Source organism: Haemophilus sp. HMSC061E01, from assembly GCF_001810345.1.
Classification (GTDB): Bacteria; Pseudomonadota; Gammaproteobacteria; order Enterobacterales; family Pasteurellaceae; genus Haemophilus_D.
Map to the genome: position 1 here is coordinate 89,250 of NZ_KV801016.1, position 16,946 is coordinate 106,195.

13 protein-coding genes, 2 tRNA genes and 1 rRNA gene are annotated in these 16,946 nt (G+C 39.7%); 2 read left to right on the top strand and 14 right to left on the bottom strand.

The features are described 5' to 3' along the window. Window positions 1-202 precede the first annotated feature (202 nt). Both HMPREF2732_RS08865 and purL read right to left on the bottom strand, forming a co-directional pair. Window positions 203-832 (bottom strand): YkgB family protein, encoded by a 630-nt coding sequence (locus HMPREF2732_RS08865; RefSeq protein WP_070592576.1) that lies wholly within the window; start codon window positions 830-832, stop codon window positions 203-205. A 203-nt stretch (window positions 833-1,035) separates the two neighbouring features. Further along, a complete protein-coding gene (gene purL, locus HMPREF2732_RS08870) occupies window positions 1,036-4,929 on the bottom strand; it encodes a phosphoribosylformylglycinamidine synthase (protein WP_070592577.1) in 3,894 nt (1,297 codons plus the stop codon). 176 nt (window positions 4,930-5,105) lie between these two features. Between purL and HMPREF2732_RS08875 the strand changes: the two genes are divergently transcribed. Beyond that, a complete protein-coding gene (locus HMPREF2732_RS08875) occupies window positions 5,106-5,903 on the top strand; it encodes an SAM-dependent methyltransferase (RefSeq protein WP_049365709.1) in 798 nt (265 codons plus the stop codon). A gap of 47 nt (window positions 5,904-5,950) precedes the next feature. Here HMPREF2732_RS08875 and HMPREF2732_RS08880 read toward each other — a convergent pair whose 3' ends face one another. The 8 genes from HMPREF2732_RS08880 to HMPREF2732_RS08915 form a co-directional block, all read right to left on the bottom strand. Then, window positions 5,951-6,625, bottom strand: coding sequence for a phosphoglycolate phosphatase (locus tag HMPREF2732_RS08880; RefSeq protein ID WP_070592578.1), 675 nt, complete (start codon window positions 6,623-6,625; stop codon window positions 5,951-5,953). A 12-nt stretch (window positions 6,626-6,637) separates the two neighbouring features. Continuing rightward, on the bottom strand, window positions 6,638-7,309 hold the full coding sequence (rpe, locus tag HMPREF2732_RS08885; protein WP_070592581.1) for a ribulose-phosphate 3-epimerase: 672 nt from the start codon (window positions 7,307-7,309) through the stop codon (window positions 6,638-6,640). A 163-nt stretch (window positions 7,310-7,472) separates the two neighbouring features. After that, on the bottom strand, window positions 7,473-9,137 hold the full coding sequence (locus HMPREF2732_RS08890; protein WP_049365708.1) for a bifunctional metallophosphatase/5'-nucleotidase: 1,665 nt from the start codon (window positions 9,135-9,137) through the stop codon (window positions 7,473-7,475). A gap of 132 nt (window positions 9,138-9,269) precedes the next feature. Continuing rightward, complete coding sequence (locus tag HMPREF2732_RS08895; RefSeq protein WP_070592584.1) at window positions 9,270-9,599, bottom strand: DMT family transporter; 330 nt, start codon at window positions 9,597-9,599, stop codon at window positions 9,270-9,272. Window positions 9,600-9,637: 38 nt separating this feature from the next. Continuing rightward, complete coding sequence (locus HMPREF2732_RS08900) at window positions 9,638-10,783, bottom strand: anaerobic sulfatase maturase (RefSeq protein WP_070592586.1); 1,146 nt, start codon at window positions 10,781-10,783, stop codon at window positions 9,638-9,640. A 21-nt stretch (window positions 10,784-10,804) separates the two neighbouring features. After that, window positions 10,805-11,392 carry a Crp/Fnr family transcriptional regulator gene (locus HMPREF2732_RS08905; RefSeq protein ID WP_005697379.1) on the bottom strand — a complete coding sequence of 196 codons (588 nt, stop codon included), beginning with the start codon at window positions 11,390-11,392 and terminating at the stop codon, window positions 10,805-10,807. A gap of 38 nt (window positions 11,393-11,430) precedes the next feature. Next, window positions 11,431-12,876 carry a sulfatase family protein gene (locus tag HMPREF2732_RS08910; RefSeq protein ID WP_070592589.1) on the bottom strand — a complete coding sequence of 482 codons (1,446 nt, stop codon included), beginning with the start codon at window positions 12,874-12,876 and terminating at the stop codon, window positions 11,431-11,433. Between the two features lie 49 nt (window positions 12,877-12,925). Continuing rightward, on the bottom strand, window positions 12,926-14,638 hold the full coding sequence (locus HMPREF2732_RS08915) for a solute:sodium symporter family transporter (RefSeq protein WP_070592591.1): 1,713 nt from the start codon (window positions 14,636-14,638) through the stop codon (window positions 12,926-12,928). A gap of 213 nt (window positions 14,639-14,851) precedes the next feature. Here HMPREF2732_RS08915 and HMPREF2732_RS08920 point away from each other — a divergent pair, with 213 nt between their 5' ends. Beyond that, window positions 14,852-15,646 carry a sulfite exporter TauE/SafE family protein gene (locus HMPREF2732_RS08920; RefSeq protein ID WP_070592595.1) on the top strand — a complete coding sequence of 265 codons (795 nt, stop codon included), beginning with the start codon at window positions 14,852-14,854 and terminating at the stop codon, window positions 15,644-15,646. 34 nt (window positions 15,647-15,680) lie between these two features. On the opposite strand, the gene mazG is transcribed toward HMPREF2732_RS08920, so the two are convergent. The 4 genes from mazG to rrf all read right to left on the bottom strand — a co-directional run bounded on the left by mazG (window position 15,681) and on the right by rrf (window position 16,865). Next, a complete protein-coding gene (mazG, locus tag HMPREF2732_RS08925; protein ID WP_070592597.1) occupies window positions 15,681-16,469 on the bottom strand; it encodes a nucleoside triphosphate pyrophosphohydrolase in 789 nt (262 codons plus the stop codon). A 98-nt stretch (window positions 16,470-16,567) separates the two neighbouring features. Next, a tRNA-Trp gene (locus tag HMPREF2732_RS08930) sits at window positions 16,568-16,643 on the bottom strand. Between the two features lie 15 nt (window positions 16,644-16,658). Further along, a tRNA-Asp gene (locus HMPREF2732_RS08935) sits at window positions 16,659-16,735 on the bottom strand. A 14-nt stretch (window positions 16,736-16,749) separates the two neighbouring features. Continuing rightward, window positions 16,750-16,865: ribosomal RNA gene (gene rrf, locus HMPREF2732_RS08940) — 5S ribosomal RNA — on the bottom strand. Window positions 16,866-16,946: the final 81 nt, after the last annotated feature.

The following is a 16,946-nucleotide window of genomic DNA, read 5'->3' on the forward strand; positions in this document are numbered from 1 at the left end:
AAATTCTGTTCAAAGTAGCATCTTCAGGGCAATCTTCTGGATATCATTAGTGCTCATTGCTCGGAATACACTTTCTAGTGTTTGGTCTCATCATGACAATTCGCTTATGAATGTTATTAATTCATTCTTTGTTATTAAGTTTTTCCATTTTAACAGAAAAAGACTTGCTGTTTATCCCAGCAAGCCTTTTAAAACCTATTTACTACGCAAATTGCTTTTTATTATCTAAATAGCGCTTCGCACATTCTGCTGCGGCAACTAAGCCCCCCGCCATCATAATAATATCTTTAATCACGAGTCGGCCGGCACCTGAGAGATATGGGAAGCCATAATTAGGTGTTGGGAAGTCCCCACCTAAATTCGGCACCCAGGTTTCTGGCGTAAATATCAGGAACGACAGCGTGACTATCGACATACCAAAGGTGAGTAAGCCTCCGAATAAACCTAATGTTGGAGACCAAATCCCCGCTAAGACTAAAATACCAATTGTCACAATGATTGCGCCAATAATATAAGAAGCGGTGTAGGTACCATTGGCTTTATGCCATTCGATATTTTTTGCGACCATTTTGCCTTCAGGGTTTTTATATAGGGTATATTCTTTCACTAAAACACCCTTATCATTTGTCACTTCATTTGCACCGTTTTTGTAAAGGAAACTTAAGAAAGGACTATTTGACACAAAGTGTGCAATACCATCTGCCTCATATTGGCAAACTTTTAAACCTCCAATCCAAACCATCACAACACAAATCGCAATGCGGATAAAGTTAATAAATTGACGTTGCAATGGCGCAACAATATTAGCTAGCAATGTAACTAAACTACTCATTAAGAACTCCTTATATAGTTCAATGGATATAACGGGCATAATGCCCAAGAATTTTCATATAAAATATTTATATAAATTATTAACAATATTACTCTCTAATATTGTTGGTATTTTTTTATTGCTAAGATTTATGCAATAAAAAAAGAGATACCAATTTCTTAGTATCTCTTATTTTTAATTAATTTTCCGTGACCAATTTCACATTATTTGAAATTTACTCTCGCATTTCTAAAAATTCGCATCCATGCGCCATCTTCAGACCAATCTTCTGGATACCATGAATTGCTCACGGCACGGAATACACGCTCTGGGTGTGGCATCATCGCAGCAATACGACCATCGACGTTAGAAATGGCAGTAATCCCTAATACCGAACCATTCGGGTTGGCAGGATAGGTTTCCGTCACGTTTAAATGGCTGTCGATATATTGCGCCACAATCAAGTTTTGCGCTTGAAGTGCGGTCAAATTCTCAGGTGTTTTGAATTCGACGCGACCTTCACCGTGAGAAACGGCAATCGGCATATGTGAACCTGCCATGCCTTTAAACCACAATGAGTTGGTGTCGTTGATTTTCACCATCGCAGCACGCGCTTCAAAACGTTCTGATTTATTACGCACGAAACGTGGCCAATTTTCTGCACCAGGAATAATTTCCGCAAGGGTGGAGATAAATTGACAGCCGTTACATACGCCTAATGAAAGAGTGTTTTCATTGGCGAAAAATTGGCTGAATTGATCGCGTAATTGTGGGTTGAATAAAATGGATTTTGCCCAGCCGCCGCCCGCGCCTAATACGTCACCGTAAGAGAATCCACCACAGGCTACCATCGCGTTGAAGTCGTTTAAGTTGTAACGGCCTACCATTAAATCGCTCATGTGAACATCAATCGCCGCAAAGCCTGCACGATCAAAAGCGGCTGCCATTTCAACGTGGCTGTTTACGCCTTGTTCACGTAATACGGCTACTTTGGGTTTCACGCCTTTGCTGATGTAAGGCGCAGCAATATCTTCATTTACATCATAGGTTAAGCAAGCCGATAAGCCTTTGTTGTCTGTTGCTTTTTTCGCTTCAAATTCTTGGTCTGCACATTCTGGGTTATCACGTAAGCGTTGCATTTGGTGAGTGAGTTCTGCCCAAATACCGCGTAATTCAGAGCGTTTTTCGCTTAATAGTTTTTTGCTACCACGTGTGATTTCAAAACGATCTTCTGAGCTTACAGAACCGAGTTCATAAGTTAAACCAAGCAAGTCATGGGCTTTTAATACCTCACGCACGGCGCTTAATTCACTTTCTGATACTTGGATTACCGCACCTAATTCTTCGTTGAATAACACAGCTAAATCATTATCGCCTAATGCAGAAATATCCACATCCACGCCACAGTTACCCGCAAATGCCATTTCTGCAAGCGTAGTAATTAAACCACCGTCTGAACGGTCGTGGTAAGCCAATAATTTACGTTCTGCCACCAATGCTTGCATTGCGTCGAAGAAATTTTTCAGTTTAGCTACGTTTACCACATCGGCTGGTTTATCACCTAATTGTTTATACACTTGCGCAAGTGCGGTCGCACCTAAGCGATTTTTTCTTTCACCTAAATCAATCAATAATAAACGGCTTGCACCTTTGTCTGTGCGCAATTGAGGTGTCACGGTTTTGCGTACATCTTCCACGCGAGCAAAAGATGAAATCACTAAAGAAAGTGGTGCGGTGACGGATTTTTTCTCACCATTTTCTTCCCAAGTGGTTTTCATTGACATAGAGTCTTTACCCACTGGAATGGTAATGCCTAACGCAGGGCAAAGTTCTTCACCCACTGCTTTTACCGCTTCATATAATCCAGCATCTTCACCACCGTGACCCGCTGCAGACATCCAGTTTGCAGACAGTTTGATACGTTTAATATCACCAATATTGGTACCCGCAATGTTAGTGATCGATTCAGCTACCGCTAAACGAGCAGAAGCACCAAAGTCTAATAATGCTACTGGCGCACGTTCGCCCATTGCCATAGCTTCACCGTGATAGCTATCTAATGAAGCGGTTGTCACGGCGACATCAGACACCGGAATTTGCCATGGGCCGACCATTTGATCGCGTGCCACCATACCGGTTACCGAACGGTCACCAATGGTGATTAAGAACGTTTTTTCTGCCACCACCGGTAAACGTAATACTCGATGAAAAGCGTCTTTTAATTGAATATTTTCTGTTGCAAGCGGTCGATTTTCGACAGTTTTTGACGAAACCTCACGCGTCATTTTCGGCGTTTTACCTAATAACACATTCATTGGTAAATCAATTGGGTTATTGTCGAAATGACTATCGTGCAAGGTTAAATGTTTTTCTTCTGTTGCCTCGCCAATGACTGCAAACGGCGCGCGCTCGCGTTCACAAAGTGCGGTAAATAATTCGAGTTTTTCTGGCGCAACGGCTAATACATAACGTTCTTGCGATTCGTTACACCAAATTTCCAATGGTGACATACCTTTTTCATCGCAAAGGATTGAGCGTAAATCAAATTTACCGCCACGTTCACCATCGTGCACCAATTCAGGCATCGCGTTGGATAAACCACCCGCCCCCACATCATGGATAAAGAGAATTGGGTTTTCATCACCTAATTGCCAGCAGCGATCAATCACTTCTTGGCAACGACGTTCCATTTCTGGGTTTTCACGTTGAACGGAAGCAAAATCTAAATCTTCTTTTGATTTACCGCTGTCCATAGATGAAGCCGCACCACCGCCTAAGCCAATATTCATAGCAGGGCCACCTAATACGATCAATTTCGCACCGACCGGAATTTCGCCTTTTTGAACGTGTTCACCACGAATATTACCGATACCACCGGCTAACATAATCGGTTTGTGATAACCACGCACTTCTTCACCGTTGAAACTGTTGACTTTCTCTTCATAGGTACGGAAATAACCCAATAATGCAGGACGACCAAATTCATTGTTAAATGCTGCGCCACCTAGTGGGCCTTCGATCATAATATCTAAGGCTGAAGCAATACGGTTTGGTTTAGAAAGTGGATTTTCCCAAGGTTGTTCAAAGTTAGGAATCACGAGGTTTGATACGGAGAAACCGGTTAAACCTGCTTTAGGTTTGGCACCACGACCTGTTGCACCTTCATCACGAATTTCACCGCCCGAACCCGTTGCGGCACCTGGGAATGGCGAAATTGCGGTCGGATGGTTGTGGGTTTCCACTTTCATTAAGATATGTGCATCTTCATTGTGGTAACGATATTGTCCGTCTTGATCCGCAAAGAAACGGCCGACTTTTGAGCCTTCCATTACCGCAGCATTATCTTTATAGGCTGAAAGCACGAAATCAGGGGTTTTCTCAAAGGTATTTTTAATCATCTTAAACAGGGATTTATCCTGTTTTTTGCCGTCAATAATCCAATCCGCATTAAAGATTTTATGGCGGCAGTGCTCAGAGTTGGCTTGCGCGAACATATAAAGTTCAATATCGTGTGGATTGCGCCCTAATTGGGTAAAGTTTTCCACCAAATAATCAATTTCATCTTCTGCCAATGCCAAGCCTAATTCTACGTTGGCTATCACTAAGGCTTCACGTCCGCCTTTTAAAATATCCACCGTTTTAAACGGTTTCGGATCTTGATGGCGGAATAAGATCTCAGCATCTTCAGGACGACGAACCACGGTTTCCATCATTCGGTCATGTAAAAGCGCGGTCAATTTTTCAGTTGTTTTTTCATCAAGCGGTTGGCTTAACTCAAAATAATATGCCAAACCACGCTCAATGCGCTCCACTTCATTTAAACCACAGTTATGCGCAATGTCCGTCGCTTTAGAAGACCAAGAAGAAATCGTGCCAACGCGCGGAATCACGATAAAAGTTTCGCCTTTGGCATCATGCTCTGCCAAAGTTGGGCCGTAGTGTAACAATGCTTTTAATTTTGCTTCCTGCTCGCTAACAAGCGGTCGATTTAATTCCACAAAATGCAAATATTCCGCATAAACCGATTTTACCGGTAATTGATTTTGTTGGAATTTTTGCATTAAACCTTGAATACGGAATTCAGAAAGGGCGGGTGAGCCACGAAAAGTTTGAAACATACGGGTACCTTTGAGTTGTGTTTGAGATGAAAATCGCGGGCTATTATAAAGGAAAACACGCCAAAACGAAAACGTTTGCGTCAATCATTTTCAAATGATTTTCAGTGGGAGAAAGCATATAATCATCAAGCAATTTAAAAACAATCCGAAAACTAACCGCACTTTGGGGCGCCACTATGATCATCAATGACATTAATTTCAACGATCTCTATCAACAACATTTAAAAGCCTGTAATCACTATAATCTTCCAGCGACAAAGTGGGATAAAAAAGCGCCTAAAATGGCTGAGAATTTAGTGGGTAAACCAAGCCGTTATAACGAAACGTTGCTTAAAGCCATGAATGTGCAACCCAATGAAACGGTGTTAGATATTGGCTGTGGCCCCGGCACGTTTGTGATTCCTTTAGCCCAACAATGCCAAGCCGTGTATGCTCTCGATTACAGCCAAGGTATGTTGGATATGGTGCAGCAATACAAAGAAAAGCATCAACTGAATAATATTACCCTTCTACATAAATCATGGTCAGATAACTGGGATGATGTGCCTCAAGCTGATGTAATACTCGCCTCTCGTTCTACGCTTGTGGATGATTTGGATGATATGATTGAAAAGCTGCAAAGCAAGGCGAAAAAACGCGTTTTTTTAACCTCAGTGACCCAACGCCATTTTCTCGATGAAGGCGTATTTGAAGCCATTGGCCGTGATGATGTGGGCTTCCCAACTTATATTTATTTAGTCAATCGTCTCTACCAAAAAGGCATTCATGCGAATATGAGTTTTATTGAAACTGAATCTGGTCATTTCCAAGGTGAAACCTTTGAGGATTTATTAAATTCCGTGGAGTTTTCTCTCGGTAATCTCACCGAAAAAGAAAAACAAGACTTAGCTCAATTCTATCAACAAAAACAAATAAACAATGAACCGATAAAACACGGACAACGTAAATGGGCGTTGATTTGGTGGGAGGTTTAAGAAAAAAGTGCGGTTATTTTTAACCGCACTTTACGTTTTAAGATGGATTAAAGAATCTCTAATAACTTCGCAAAGTCATCAAACACCCAATCTGGATTTGATTCAGCAATTGGGATATTGTAGTTGTATCCGTAAGTTAATCCCACAACCGGGCAACCCGCTGAATGTGCCGCGAGGATATCATTTCGAGAGTCACCCACAAACAGCACTTGGCGAGGTTCTACGCCAAATTTGCCGCATAAATAATACAATGGGCCTGGATGTGGTTTAATCGCGGGTAATGATTGCCCACCAAGCATTTCACTGAATAAATGATCGATACCAAATGCGGCTAATACCGGCTGAACGTGACGAGTGGGTTTATTTGTTACCACCGCTAAGGTATAACCTCGAGCTTTCAAAGTTTCCAATGTTTCTTTTACATTTGGATATAAACGGCTCACATTACAAAGATTCTCCGCGTAATACACGTTAAAACGCTCTTTCACTTGTTCCATTTCTGCATCTGAAAAGTCTTTACCTGTTTGCTCTTTTGCCCATTCTAAAGCTCGTGCAATCAATACTGGTGCCCCATTACCAATCCAAGTTAACACTAACTCTTCTGGTGCTTGAGGTAATCCAAAGTCTGCTAAAGCAGAATTCACAGACAACGCTAAATCTGGCAAGCTATTCACAAGCGTACCGTCTAAATCAAAACCGATAACTTTAAATTGAGTCTTCATTCTTACTACCATCTATTTAACTGAAGCTAACTGCGCGCGCATTTGATCAATGATTTGTTTATAATCTGGTTTACCAAAAATCGCTGAGCCTGCCACAAACATATCTGCACCGGCGGCGGCGATTTCTGCAATATTATCCACTTTTACCCCACCATCAACTTCTAAACGGAGATCTAAACCGCTTTCATCAATTAGACGACGTGCCTGTTGTAATTTTTTCAATGTTGAAGGTAAAAAGGATTGTCCACCAAATCCTGGATTCACGGACATTAACAAAATCACATCTACCTTATCTAATACATAATCTAAATAACTTAATGGTGTGGCAGGATTAAACACTAAACCCGCTTTACAGCCATGATCACGAATGAGCTGTAAAGAACGGTCAATATGTTCACTGGCTTCAGGATGAAACGTAATGTAATCCGCACCCGCTTTGGCAAAATCAGGAATAATACGATCGACCGGTTTTACCATCAAATGCACGTCAATGGGGGCTTTAATGCCATAATCACGCAAAGCTTTACACACAGCTGGGCCAAAGGTTAAATTCGGCACATAGTGATTATCCATTACATCAAAATGAATCACATCCGCACCAGCATTCAACACGTTTTGCACATCATCACCAAGACGAGCAAGATCTGCAGAAAGGATAGAAGGGGCGATTAAATAAGGTTTCATTTGTCATCTCCTAAAGGATAAAAGTCTTTGTAGTTTACTACGTTAGGCCTAATTTTACCTTGATTATTTACAAGTTTTAGCTGAAAACAAAGAAAAAAATAACCGCACTTGATTCAATTACCTCAAAGTGCGGTTGTTTTTTATCGTATTTTAAAATGAGCGATTAGTTTAATCCAATGATTTCCCAACGGTTGTGAGATTGACCATCGATTTTACCTTTTTTCACGTTGGTGATGTAATCGATCATCATATTTTGGATTGTGCCTTTTTCGCGGCCCATTGCGACTTTAGATTCCCAAAGTACCGGAATTTTTTGACCTTCCCAAATACCACCTTTACCGTTTAATTGAGCGAAACGATATGAGTTCATACCCACTTTTAATTTCATATCATCAGTTACCGGTTTGCCGTCAGCAAGGGTTAAATCAACAATTTTGCTACCTTTTGGATTACGTAAGTCAATTTTGTAATTTACGCCACCAAAAATGTCGTAAGTCACATATTTTGATTTTTTACGTTCCGCATTGTAACGGTATTCAGTGTCGCCCGGTTGGATGGTATCGAAGTAGTTCGCAGACCATTCCATATATTCTTTCAATTGTTTACCGGTCAATTCATAAACGGTGACATCACCGCCTGCATAACGATAGTTAAAGATGATGTCTTTTTTCTTGATATCGCCTTTATCCATACGTGCTTTTTGATGGTCGAAAGAGAAAGTCACCACATCTGCACCGCTGTAATGTTGTTCAACATCATTAATGAATGAAGATAGACCAGTATCTTTTGAGAATGCAGCAGATACACCGTGTTTAGTTTCTTGAGGTACCATTTCATTCGCTGTTTGACCGATTACTACGTTGTTTAATTCACGTAATTTCTCGTGATAAGGTTTGTAGATTTCCACAATTTTCTTATCTGCTTCAAGTGCTTTAACTGGAACCGTTTTAGATTCTTTCTTCACTAATTTCACTTCTTTTTTATCGTTGATATCAAAAGTGAGATCCACTTCAGATACCACGGTACCGTAACGGTGTGGTTCAGTGATTAGTGTGTTTTTAATGGTTTCACTTGGTACATCTTTGTGCATGTGACCCGCGATAACCACATCAATACCATCTACTGCATTGATGACATCACGCATACCGGTATCAGGAATATTGTTTTCATTATCGATACCCATGTGGGTCACCGCAATAATCGCATCCACGCCTTTTGCTTTTAATTTCTCAACTTGTGTACGCGCTTCTTCTGTCGGTGAAGTAAATTTCATGTCTTTTAAGTTGCCCGTATCTTCTTCAAATTTTGCTGACATTGGGGTACTTAAACCAATAATCCCTAACTTCACGCCATCTTTTTCGATGATGGTTGTCGCATCGATATAACGTTTGTCATTTTTCTTATGATAGAAGTTTGCGGTTAATTTTTTCGCTTTGATATCTTTTAGGATTTCATCTAATGCTTTCATCCCAAAGTTAAACTCGTGGTTACCCAATACGAAAATATCATAATTCATTTCGTTTAATACTTTTGGAATTGGGTGATCTTTGTAATATTTTTTATCTTTTGCGAACACATCGATTTGGTTATCTTGGATCGCATCACCGACTTCCACTAACACCACGTTCTTATTATTTTTACGCACATCTTTCACATAAGTTGCAATTTGTGCATAAGAACCAGATTTGTCCTCTACGTCTGCACCATAACTCCAAGGTACGATACGACCGTGAACATCTGAGGTCCCTAATAATTTAATATTCACTTCTTGTGCCATTGCTGTGCTAACAGCAGAAAGCGCAAATAATGAGCAAAGTAATTTTTTCATAGAATTTCCTTTAAAGTTGCACAAAGTGCGGTTAAAAATGCCGGAGAATTATAGCGGTGAATCGATTGCTTACATAATTTTATTTTGAAGAAAAATAAAATTTGTGAGCTTAATCACATTTCATTTGGAGGATTAATGCCCTGTTTGAGAAAACAAGTTAATCACTAAAACGCCACAGATAATCAATGCCATACCTATCAGCCCAGCGGTATCAATTTTCTGACCAAATGCGAAATATGCCACAATGGCGGTCAGAACAATACCAACGCCCGACCAAATGGCGTAAACCAAGCCCACGGGAAGTGTTCGGAAAACGATGGAGACAAAATAAAACGAAATGGCATATAGCGCCAATGAGCCAACGGTGGGTAAAAGTTTGGTAAAGCCATCACTGACTTTTAATAAATTCGTTGCCACGATTTCAAGGCAAATAGAGATAGCGAGTAATGTCCAAGGATTCATATCAATCAAACAGTAAAATAGAAAAGCTCTATTCTACCTTAAGCGGCGGATGGATGTAATCGAATTTGACGAGCCATGGCTTGCATATAAGACGCCGTTTGCTCAAAGAAATAACGGTAAGAGGCACATAAATAATTATGTGGATTAGGTTCATTTTCGAGAGAAATAAAACGATGTTTCGGGCAGCCGCCATAACAGAGTTTACGAAACTCGCAACGCCGACAAAGTGCGGTCAATTTTTGTGATTTTTCTAAACCAAATTGTTGCTGTTTATTGGAAAGTACAATCTCCGTTAAAGGTTGCTGAGTTAAATTCCCCATCTTGTATTCGGGATACACAAAATGGTCGCAAGCATACACATCACCATTGGCTTCTGTGACAAGAGATTGCCCGCAAGTGGGTTGATGAACGCAAGTTGTGGAAGGATAACCGAGCCATTGTCCTAGCAAATTATCAAACTGCGACACATAAATTTTTCCCACATCATGAGCATACCATTCATGAAAGACATCCACGAGAAATTGCCCGTAGCCTTCTGATGGTATTGAAAAATCGGTTACTGATTGTGTTTGGGCATGACGTTCCACGATAGGAATAAACTGCATATAAGTCGAACCAAGCTGTTTGAGCGCTAAATAGGTTTCTCTTCCTTTTTGCCAGTTTTGATCGTTAATGACGGTTAAGGTGTTAAATTCCACGCCATATTCTTGTAGCAGATTTAACGCTTTGACGACTTTTTCAAAAGTGGGATTACCGTTACCCGAAATACGATAACGATTATGCACAGCACTTAAACCGTCAATAGAAAGCCCAATGAGAAAATGATGTTGTTTGAAAAATGCGGCCCATTGCTGATTAAGAGCAATGCCATTGGTTTGAAAGGCGTTTGTGATCTGTTTGCCTTGGGCAAATTCCTGCTGATATTCAACGGCTTGTTTATAAAAATCTAAGCCTAAGAGAGTCGGCTCCCCCCCTTGCCAAGCAAATTCAACCACATTACCGGCATGAGATTGGATATAGTTTTTGACATAATGTTTTAAGGTGTCTTTCGACATAAAAGGCGCATGTTGCCCAAACTGTTCTGATTTTTCCAAATAAAAGCAATATTCACACTGAATGTTACAGTGAAAACTGCTTGGTTTTGCCATTAAGTGAAAATGAGCTTGAGGTGGAAAAACAGACATCAACCATCCTTTGTTACAACATCATTTGTGACCTGATATTCGGTCTAATGCGCCATTTTGTTTGAGTTCTTTTGCAATACGAATCGCGGTTTCAGTTTCACAGCCAGCATATTCTGCAATTTCACGATATGTCCAATTATAATCAGGAAAATGTTGTTTGAGAAAATACAAACTATCCATCACGCGATCTAAAGTGCGCAAATAGGCACTTTTTGCCAAACGTTCCTCTGCTTCGCGTAATTCATCTGCCAAAATCTGTAATAAACATTGGCTCATCACCGTATTATGCGTAAAAAACTCGCTCACTACATTAGGCTTGATGCGAGTAATCTCCGCATCAATTAAGACTTTTGCATTACAATGATAATGTTTATCCGCCATCGAAAACAAAGTTCGAAAACCAAAATAATCGCCCTTGGAATATAATCGCACTAAGCTTTCCTTGCCATTTTCAAGGGTATGAAATAAGCCAACCAAGCCTGCTTGCACATAATAAAATTCATGTGCTGACTCACCTTGTTGATACAAGAAGGAGCCTTTCGGTAAGTGATGCAACTCAGTAAACTGACAATGTGACAATTCAGTAGGCTTGATTGAGCAATTTTCCATAATCATCCCTTAAAAATGCGGTCAATTTTTTATTGGTTTTACACTTCGTGAATAATTCGATATACCCAGTTTTCTAGCGGATCATTTAAACGTTTCATTTCTTGGCGCATTTCTTCCAACATCTCTTTTTTGACCGCCTCATATTCTGGCTTGTAGAACAAATTATGCATTTCAGCCGGATCATTTTTCACATCATAAAGCTCACAAATATCCGAAGCATTAAATACTAATTTATAGTCTTTACGGTGCCACATGCGTTGTTCAAAGTAAACGAAATGCCCTGCTAACTGAGCCAATATCCCTTTACGTTGATTATCTTGATGTTGACGAACAATCGGCAAAATACTTTCCCCTTCAAAGGCTTGAGGAATAGGCTGATTCGCGAGATCGTAAACTGTCGAGGTTAAATCATGGAGATAGACAAGGTTATCATCTTGTTGATTAACGCGGTTTGAATTTGGGTCTTTAATAATCATCGGAATGTTGTAGGTAGTATCGAACATGAACTCCCCTTTCTCAATCATTCGATGAGCGCCCATCGCATCACCATGATCAGCGGTTGCCACAATAAAAGTGCGGTCATAAATGCCGTTGTTTTCTAAGAAGGTAAATAGCTCACCAATTGCATCATCAATTAAGGTGATATAACCCCAGAATTTTGTGATCACTTCTTTCCAATGATCTTCGCTCGCTTCCCACATTCCCCACATTTTAGAGATGGTACGATAGTGTCCTGGTTTGCCTTCTAGTGGCTTGAAGAAGCTTTCATCTAGCACCACATCTTCTTTGCGATACATAGAATAATACGGTTCTGGCACGATACAAGGCGTATGCGGTCCCCAGAAATTAATCCATGTAAAGAACGGTTTATTTTCAGCAAGTGATTCACTAATATAGCTTTTCGCTTCATCAATGATGAAATACGGGATGGTTTGTTCTTTTGTGCCTGAAAGCAAACCACAAAGTTCTTGTACACGTAAATGAGGGTTATCACCGAAATAAGCACGGCTCACTTCAGGAATTTCATAGCCTTTTTCATCTAACCATTCTTTATAACGATTGGAATGTGTCGGCGGTTGGTTGAACACTAAATTTTTATACACACCACTGCCCGGATAACCATAGCCATCAAAGTTGTGCCCTTTAATGCCATAATCTTCCGGCACGGATTTTGTACCCACGTGCCATTTCCCCACAACATAGGTGTTATAGCCGTCTAGTTTACCGATATTCGGTGCAGCTTCGCTCACTTCACCTGTACCGCCTTTTTCACCATTACGAATGATGCCATGGGTAGATGGCATTAAACCGGTAAAGAGCGAAGTCCGTGCGGGCCCACAAACGGAAGCTGGCGTAAAGGCATTATTAAAACGCACGCCATCTTTAGCTAGACGATCAATATTCGGGGTTTTAACGATCTGATGACCATAAGCCCCCAACATATCTTTACGCACTTGGTCGAGTAAAATATAGATAATGTTCATACACAATCCTTATCTATTTTAAGGGCGTACGTGATGTACGCCCGACTGCTTAATGTTGGTTAGAAAGATGTAATTGATGTTCTGTTTTTTCATTTTTTGGTCTAAAGACAATCAACACGATGAGTTGTAATACCGCATACACTTCCAACACTAACATTGGATTGCCATCTGGTGAAGCAATACCAATTGGTGATAAAAATGCATAAAGCGCAATTAAACCAAGAATTAATGAAACAGATGTTACTTTAATGTATTTCCAATTGGTTAAGTCTACATCGCCTTTATTGATGGTATTTTCCACATAAGGTTCACGTTTTAAGAATTGACCTAGAATCAACATGAAAACAACATCAAATACGAATAATCCGCCCATCACATACACGAAATTGATTTTCACATTGAACACCCAAACAATACTGAAATAAAGTACTACGTGTACAAGTAAAGCAATACGTGCAGCCAAGCCAGAAACAGTTTTATTAAATAAACCCACAGCAAATAACGCCACGATTGGAATATTCACAAAACCGGCAAAGCGTTTAGTGATTAAGAAAATACCATCTGTACCGAACATCAAAAGTGGACCAATAATCATGGTCACAATCGCCATAATGGTTGAGACTTTTTTCGCATAGACGATCAACTCTTGATCGGTACGTTGTTTTTTACTGATAGATGGTAATAAGTCTTTACAATAAATGGTCGCTGCAGAGTTTAAGAACGAGTTAAAGGTACTTAAAATTGCACCGAAAAGTGCCGCAATAAAGAAGCCTTGTAATGCAGTTGGCATCACTTTATTAACCAATAATGGATAAGAGGTATCAATTGGATTTAAGCCTTCACCTAAAATATGGAAACTCAATAAACCCGGTAAATTAAGAATAATCGGTAATGTGAGTAGGAAAAGCGCTGCAATTAAAATCCCTTTTTGACCTGATGCTAAATCCTTCGCCCCTAAACAACGTTGTACGATGGCTTGGTTCGTTGTCCAATAGAAGAAGTGAACAACCATAATACCGGTAAAAATTGTCGGCCAAGGAGTAGAATCTGTTGAGCTACCAATGGCGTTCCATTTTTCAACGTGAGTGGTAGTAATTATATTCAAGCCTTCAGAAATGCTGCCATTACCTAAGTAAAGCAATGCAAATATAGGCACAAGCAATGCACCAATCACTAAAATCACGGCATTGATGGTATCAGAAACCGCTACCGCTTTTAACCCGCCAAAAATCGCATAAATCGCACCGACAACACCAATAGCAATCACCGTATAGACAATTGCTTGAGCGTAGCTTAATCCAAAGATCGTTTCTAGATTGAAGATTTTGTTAAAGGCAATTGCCCCAGTATAAAGTGCGGTCGGAATAACGATTAAAAGATAGAAGACCAAGAATAATCCTGACATAATCAAACGAGTTTGACGGTCAAAGCGATTTTCAAAGAATTCAGGAATGGTGGTATAACCGTTACGCAAATATTTCGGCAACATATAAAGCGCCAAGAAACAAAGCGGAATCACCGTTGGCACAGTCCACGCAATAATAGAAAAGTTGTTTTGATAAGAAACGGCATTCACCCCAATCAATTGCTCAGTAGAAAGTGAAGTTAAAACCATTGAGCAACCAATCACAATACCGCTTAATCCTCGTCCCGCTAAGAAATAACCTTTCGAGGTGGTTAAATCATCGTTTTTCGTCCGTAGCCATGAAATATAGGCTACCAAAGCTGTTACGATGAGGAAACTCGAAACTGTTAATAGCATACGCTCCTCCTTGTAGAAGCCATTATTAAATTCTATTTATAGACTACTGCTAGGTGTATAAAGAGCATATGATAATTGTCATACTGATTGTGTGAGAAGGATCACAAAATTAAAATAAAGTCTGTTTTTATAGATAATTATGAGCAAGATCATAAATTATTTATTTATCCAAAAGAATAATAATGCCGTACTCCCACAAAAAAGGAGTTTGAAATGAGTTTACAGTTAATTTTTATTTTAATTTTATGTGGTGTGATGACAAATATAATGTCCGCTATTTTTGGCATTGGTGGCGGTGTATTGATGGTACCTATTCTCTACACCTTATTCCCACAGTTCCCTTTACAAATGATTGCTGCAACATCATTGACGATTGTCATGGGGTCATCCTTTATTAACTTAATTTATTTTTACAAACAAAAAGTATCGATTAATTACAAAGCGATGCTCATTTGGTCTGTGGGTATGATTATTGGTGTGCAGCTAGGATTCGAATCCAGTTTTTATGTACCTGATATTGCCATCATCAGTGTGTTTGTTATCACACTTTCCCTATTAGCAATTCGTACTATTTTTAGTAAAGAAACCGCAATAATTCAGCAATCTACAGCGGATGAAACGATTAAAGGAATCGGTCTTTCAACGGTAGGCGGATTTATTGCTGGCATGACCGGCATTGGAGGTGGCTCAATTATGGCGCCTTTAATTGGACAATTAAAATCCGTTAAAGCCCATCAAATTGCCCCTTATACCAACGCGATGATGTTTATTGGTGGGCTAGGTAGCCTTTATGGCTATCTTTCAAAAAGTTCGACTTATCACTTTGGTTGGCAAATCGGTTATGTCAATTTTTCGATAGTGATTATTGTTGTGCTAAGTGCTTTTGTAACCGGATTTTTCTCAATGAAAATCCGAGGTAAATTATCACCGCACTTAGTCAAAAAACTATTAGGTATTATTTTATTAGTAATCAGCGCTTATATGTTACTTATCCATTCCATAAAATAAAAATGGCAGAGGAAAATACCCTCTGCCATTTCGGTTATTTTTCTTCTTTTTTCACTTCATCCCACAGAATATCCATTTCGATTAAAGAAAGATCTTTAAGTGATACGCCTCGTTCTAAGGCCTTTCCTTCAACTTTGCGAAAACGTTGTTCAAATTTATTATTCGCCTTACGTAAAGCCTCTTCTGCGTTACATTTAAGGTGACGAGACAAATTGACTGTCGCAAAAAATAAATCCCCAATTTCCTCTTCTATTCTTTCTTGATTACGAGGTGTTTGGTTGACTTCATCTCGTACTTCCTTCAATTCTTCTTCAACTTTAGCAAATACAGGCTCAAGTTCATTCCAATCGAATCCAACCTTTGAACACTGTTTTTGAATTTTCTGTGCTCTTAACAATGCAGGAAAAGCATTCGGAACATTATCTAAAATAGACTGTTGTTTTTGAGCTGATTTTTCTTGAGCTTTGATGCTGTTCCAACGGGCTAAAGCTTCTTCTTCATTTCCTGCTGTTGCATCACCAAATACATGAGGATGGCGACGTACAATCTTTTCAGAAACATCATTAAGAACATCATCAAATGTGAAATAACCATCCTCTGAAGCAAGCTGACTGAAGAATACTACCTGTAATAAAAGATCACCAAGCTCTTCTCTTAAATTCGCAATATCTTTCTTTTGGATGGCATCAATAACTTCATAAGTTTCTTCAGTTAAACAAGAAATCATGGAGTCATAATTTTGTTTAAGATCCCAAGGACAACCGCCATTAGGATTGCGTAATTGTGCAATTAATTGAATAAAATCTTGAATAGAATAACGCATAAGAATATCTCTGAAATACTAAAATGCAATTAGTATAAAACGAATAACAAAATAGACAATATTCTTACAAAAATTAAAGATAAATTGATAAGAAATAATGGCAGGGGCGGAGAGGCTCGAACTCCCAACACCCGGTTTTGGAGACCGGTGCTCTACCAATTGAACTACGCCCCTATTGGTATTAAGAATTGGCGGAATGGACGGGACTCGAACCCGCGACCCCCTGCGTGACAGGCAGGTATTCTAACCAGCTGAACTACCACTCCGCTAAATGAGGTATAATTGGCAGTGACCTACTCTCACATGGGGAAGCCCCACACTACCATCGGCGTAACAATGTTTCACTTCTGAGTTCGGTATGGATTCAGGTGGTACCATTGCACTGTTGCTGCCAAAATTTTTATTTTGTTAATTTACTCTAAAAATAAACTAACAAAATAAAAAGTACCTGGCGGTGTCCTACTCTCACATGGGGAA

Coding starts and splice junctions, on each gene's coding strand:
- HMPREF2732_RS08910 (WP_070592589.1), bottom strand. CDS start 12,876: ATGAACATTATCTATATTTTACTCGACCAAGTGCGTAAAGATATGTTG.
- HMPREF2732_RS08905 (WP_005697379.1), bottom strand. CDS start 11,392: ATGGAAAATTGCTCAATCAAGCCTACTGAATTGTCACATTGTCAGTTT.
- HMPREF2732_RS08915 (WP_070592591.1), bottom strand. CDS start 14,638: ATGCTATTAACAGTTTCGAGTTTCCTCATCGTAACAGCTTTGGTAGCC.
- HMPREF2732_RS08865 (WP_070592576.1), bottom strand. CDS start 832: ATGAGTAGTTTAGTTACATTGCTAGCTAATATTGTTGCGCCATTGCAA.
- purL (WP_070592577.1), bottom strand. CDS start 4,929: ATGTTTCAAACTTTTCGTGGCTCACCCGCCCTTTCTGAATTCCGTATT.
- mazG (WP_070592597.1), bottom strand. CDS start 16,469: ATGCGTTATTCTATTCAAGATTTTATTCAATTAATTGCACAATTACGC.
- HMPREF2732_RS08880 (WP_070592578.1), bottom strand. CDS start 6,625: ATGAAGACTCAATTTAAAGTTATCGGTTTTGATTTAGACGGTACGCTT.
- HMPREF2732_RS08895 (WP_070592584.1), bottom strand. CDS start 9,599: ATGAATCCTTGGACATTACTCGCTATCTCTATTTGCCTTGAAATCGTG.
- rpe (WP_070592581.1), bottom strand. CDS start 7,309: ATGAAACCTTATTTAATCGCCCCTTCTATCCTTTCTGCAGATCTTGCT.
- HMPREF2732_RS08900 (WP_070592586.1), bottom strand. CDS start 10,783: ATGTCTGTTTTTCCACCTCAAGCTCATTTTCACTTAATGGCAAAACCA.
- HMPREF2732_RS08875 (WP_049365709.1), top strand. CDS start 5,106: ATGATCATCAATGACATTAATTTCAACGATCTCTATCAACAACATTTA.
- HMPREF2732_RS08920 (WP_070592595.1), top strand. CDS start 14,852: ATGAGTTTACAGTTAATTTTTATTTTAATTTTATGTGGTGTGATGACA.
- HMPREF2732_RS08890 (WP_049365708.1), bottom strand. CDS start 9,137: ATGAAAAAATTACTTTGCTCATTATTTGCGCTTTCTGCTGTTAGCACA.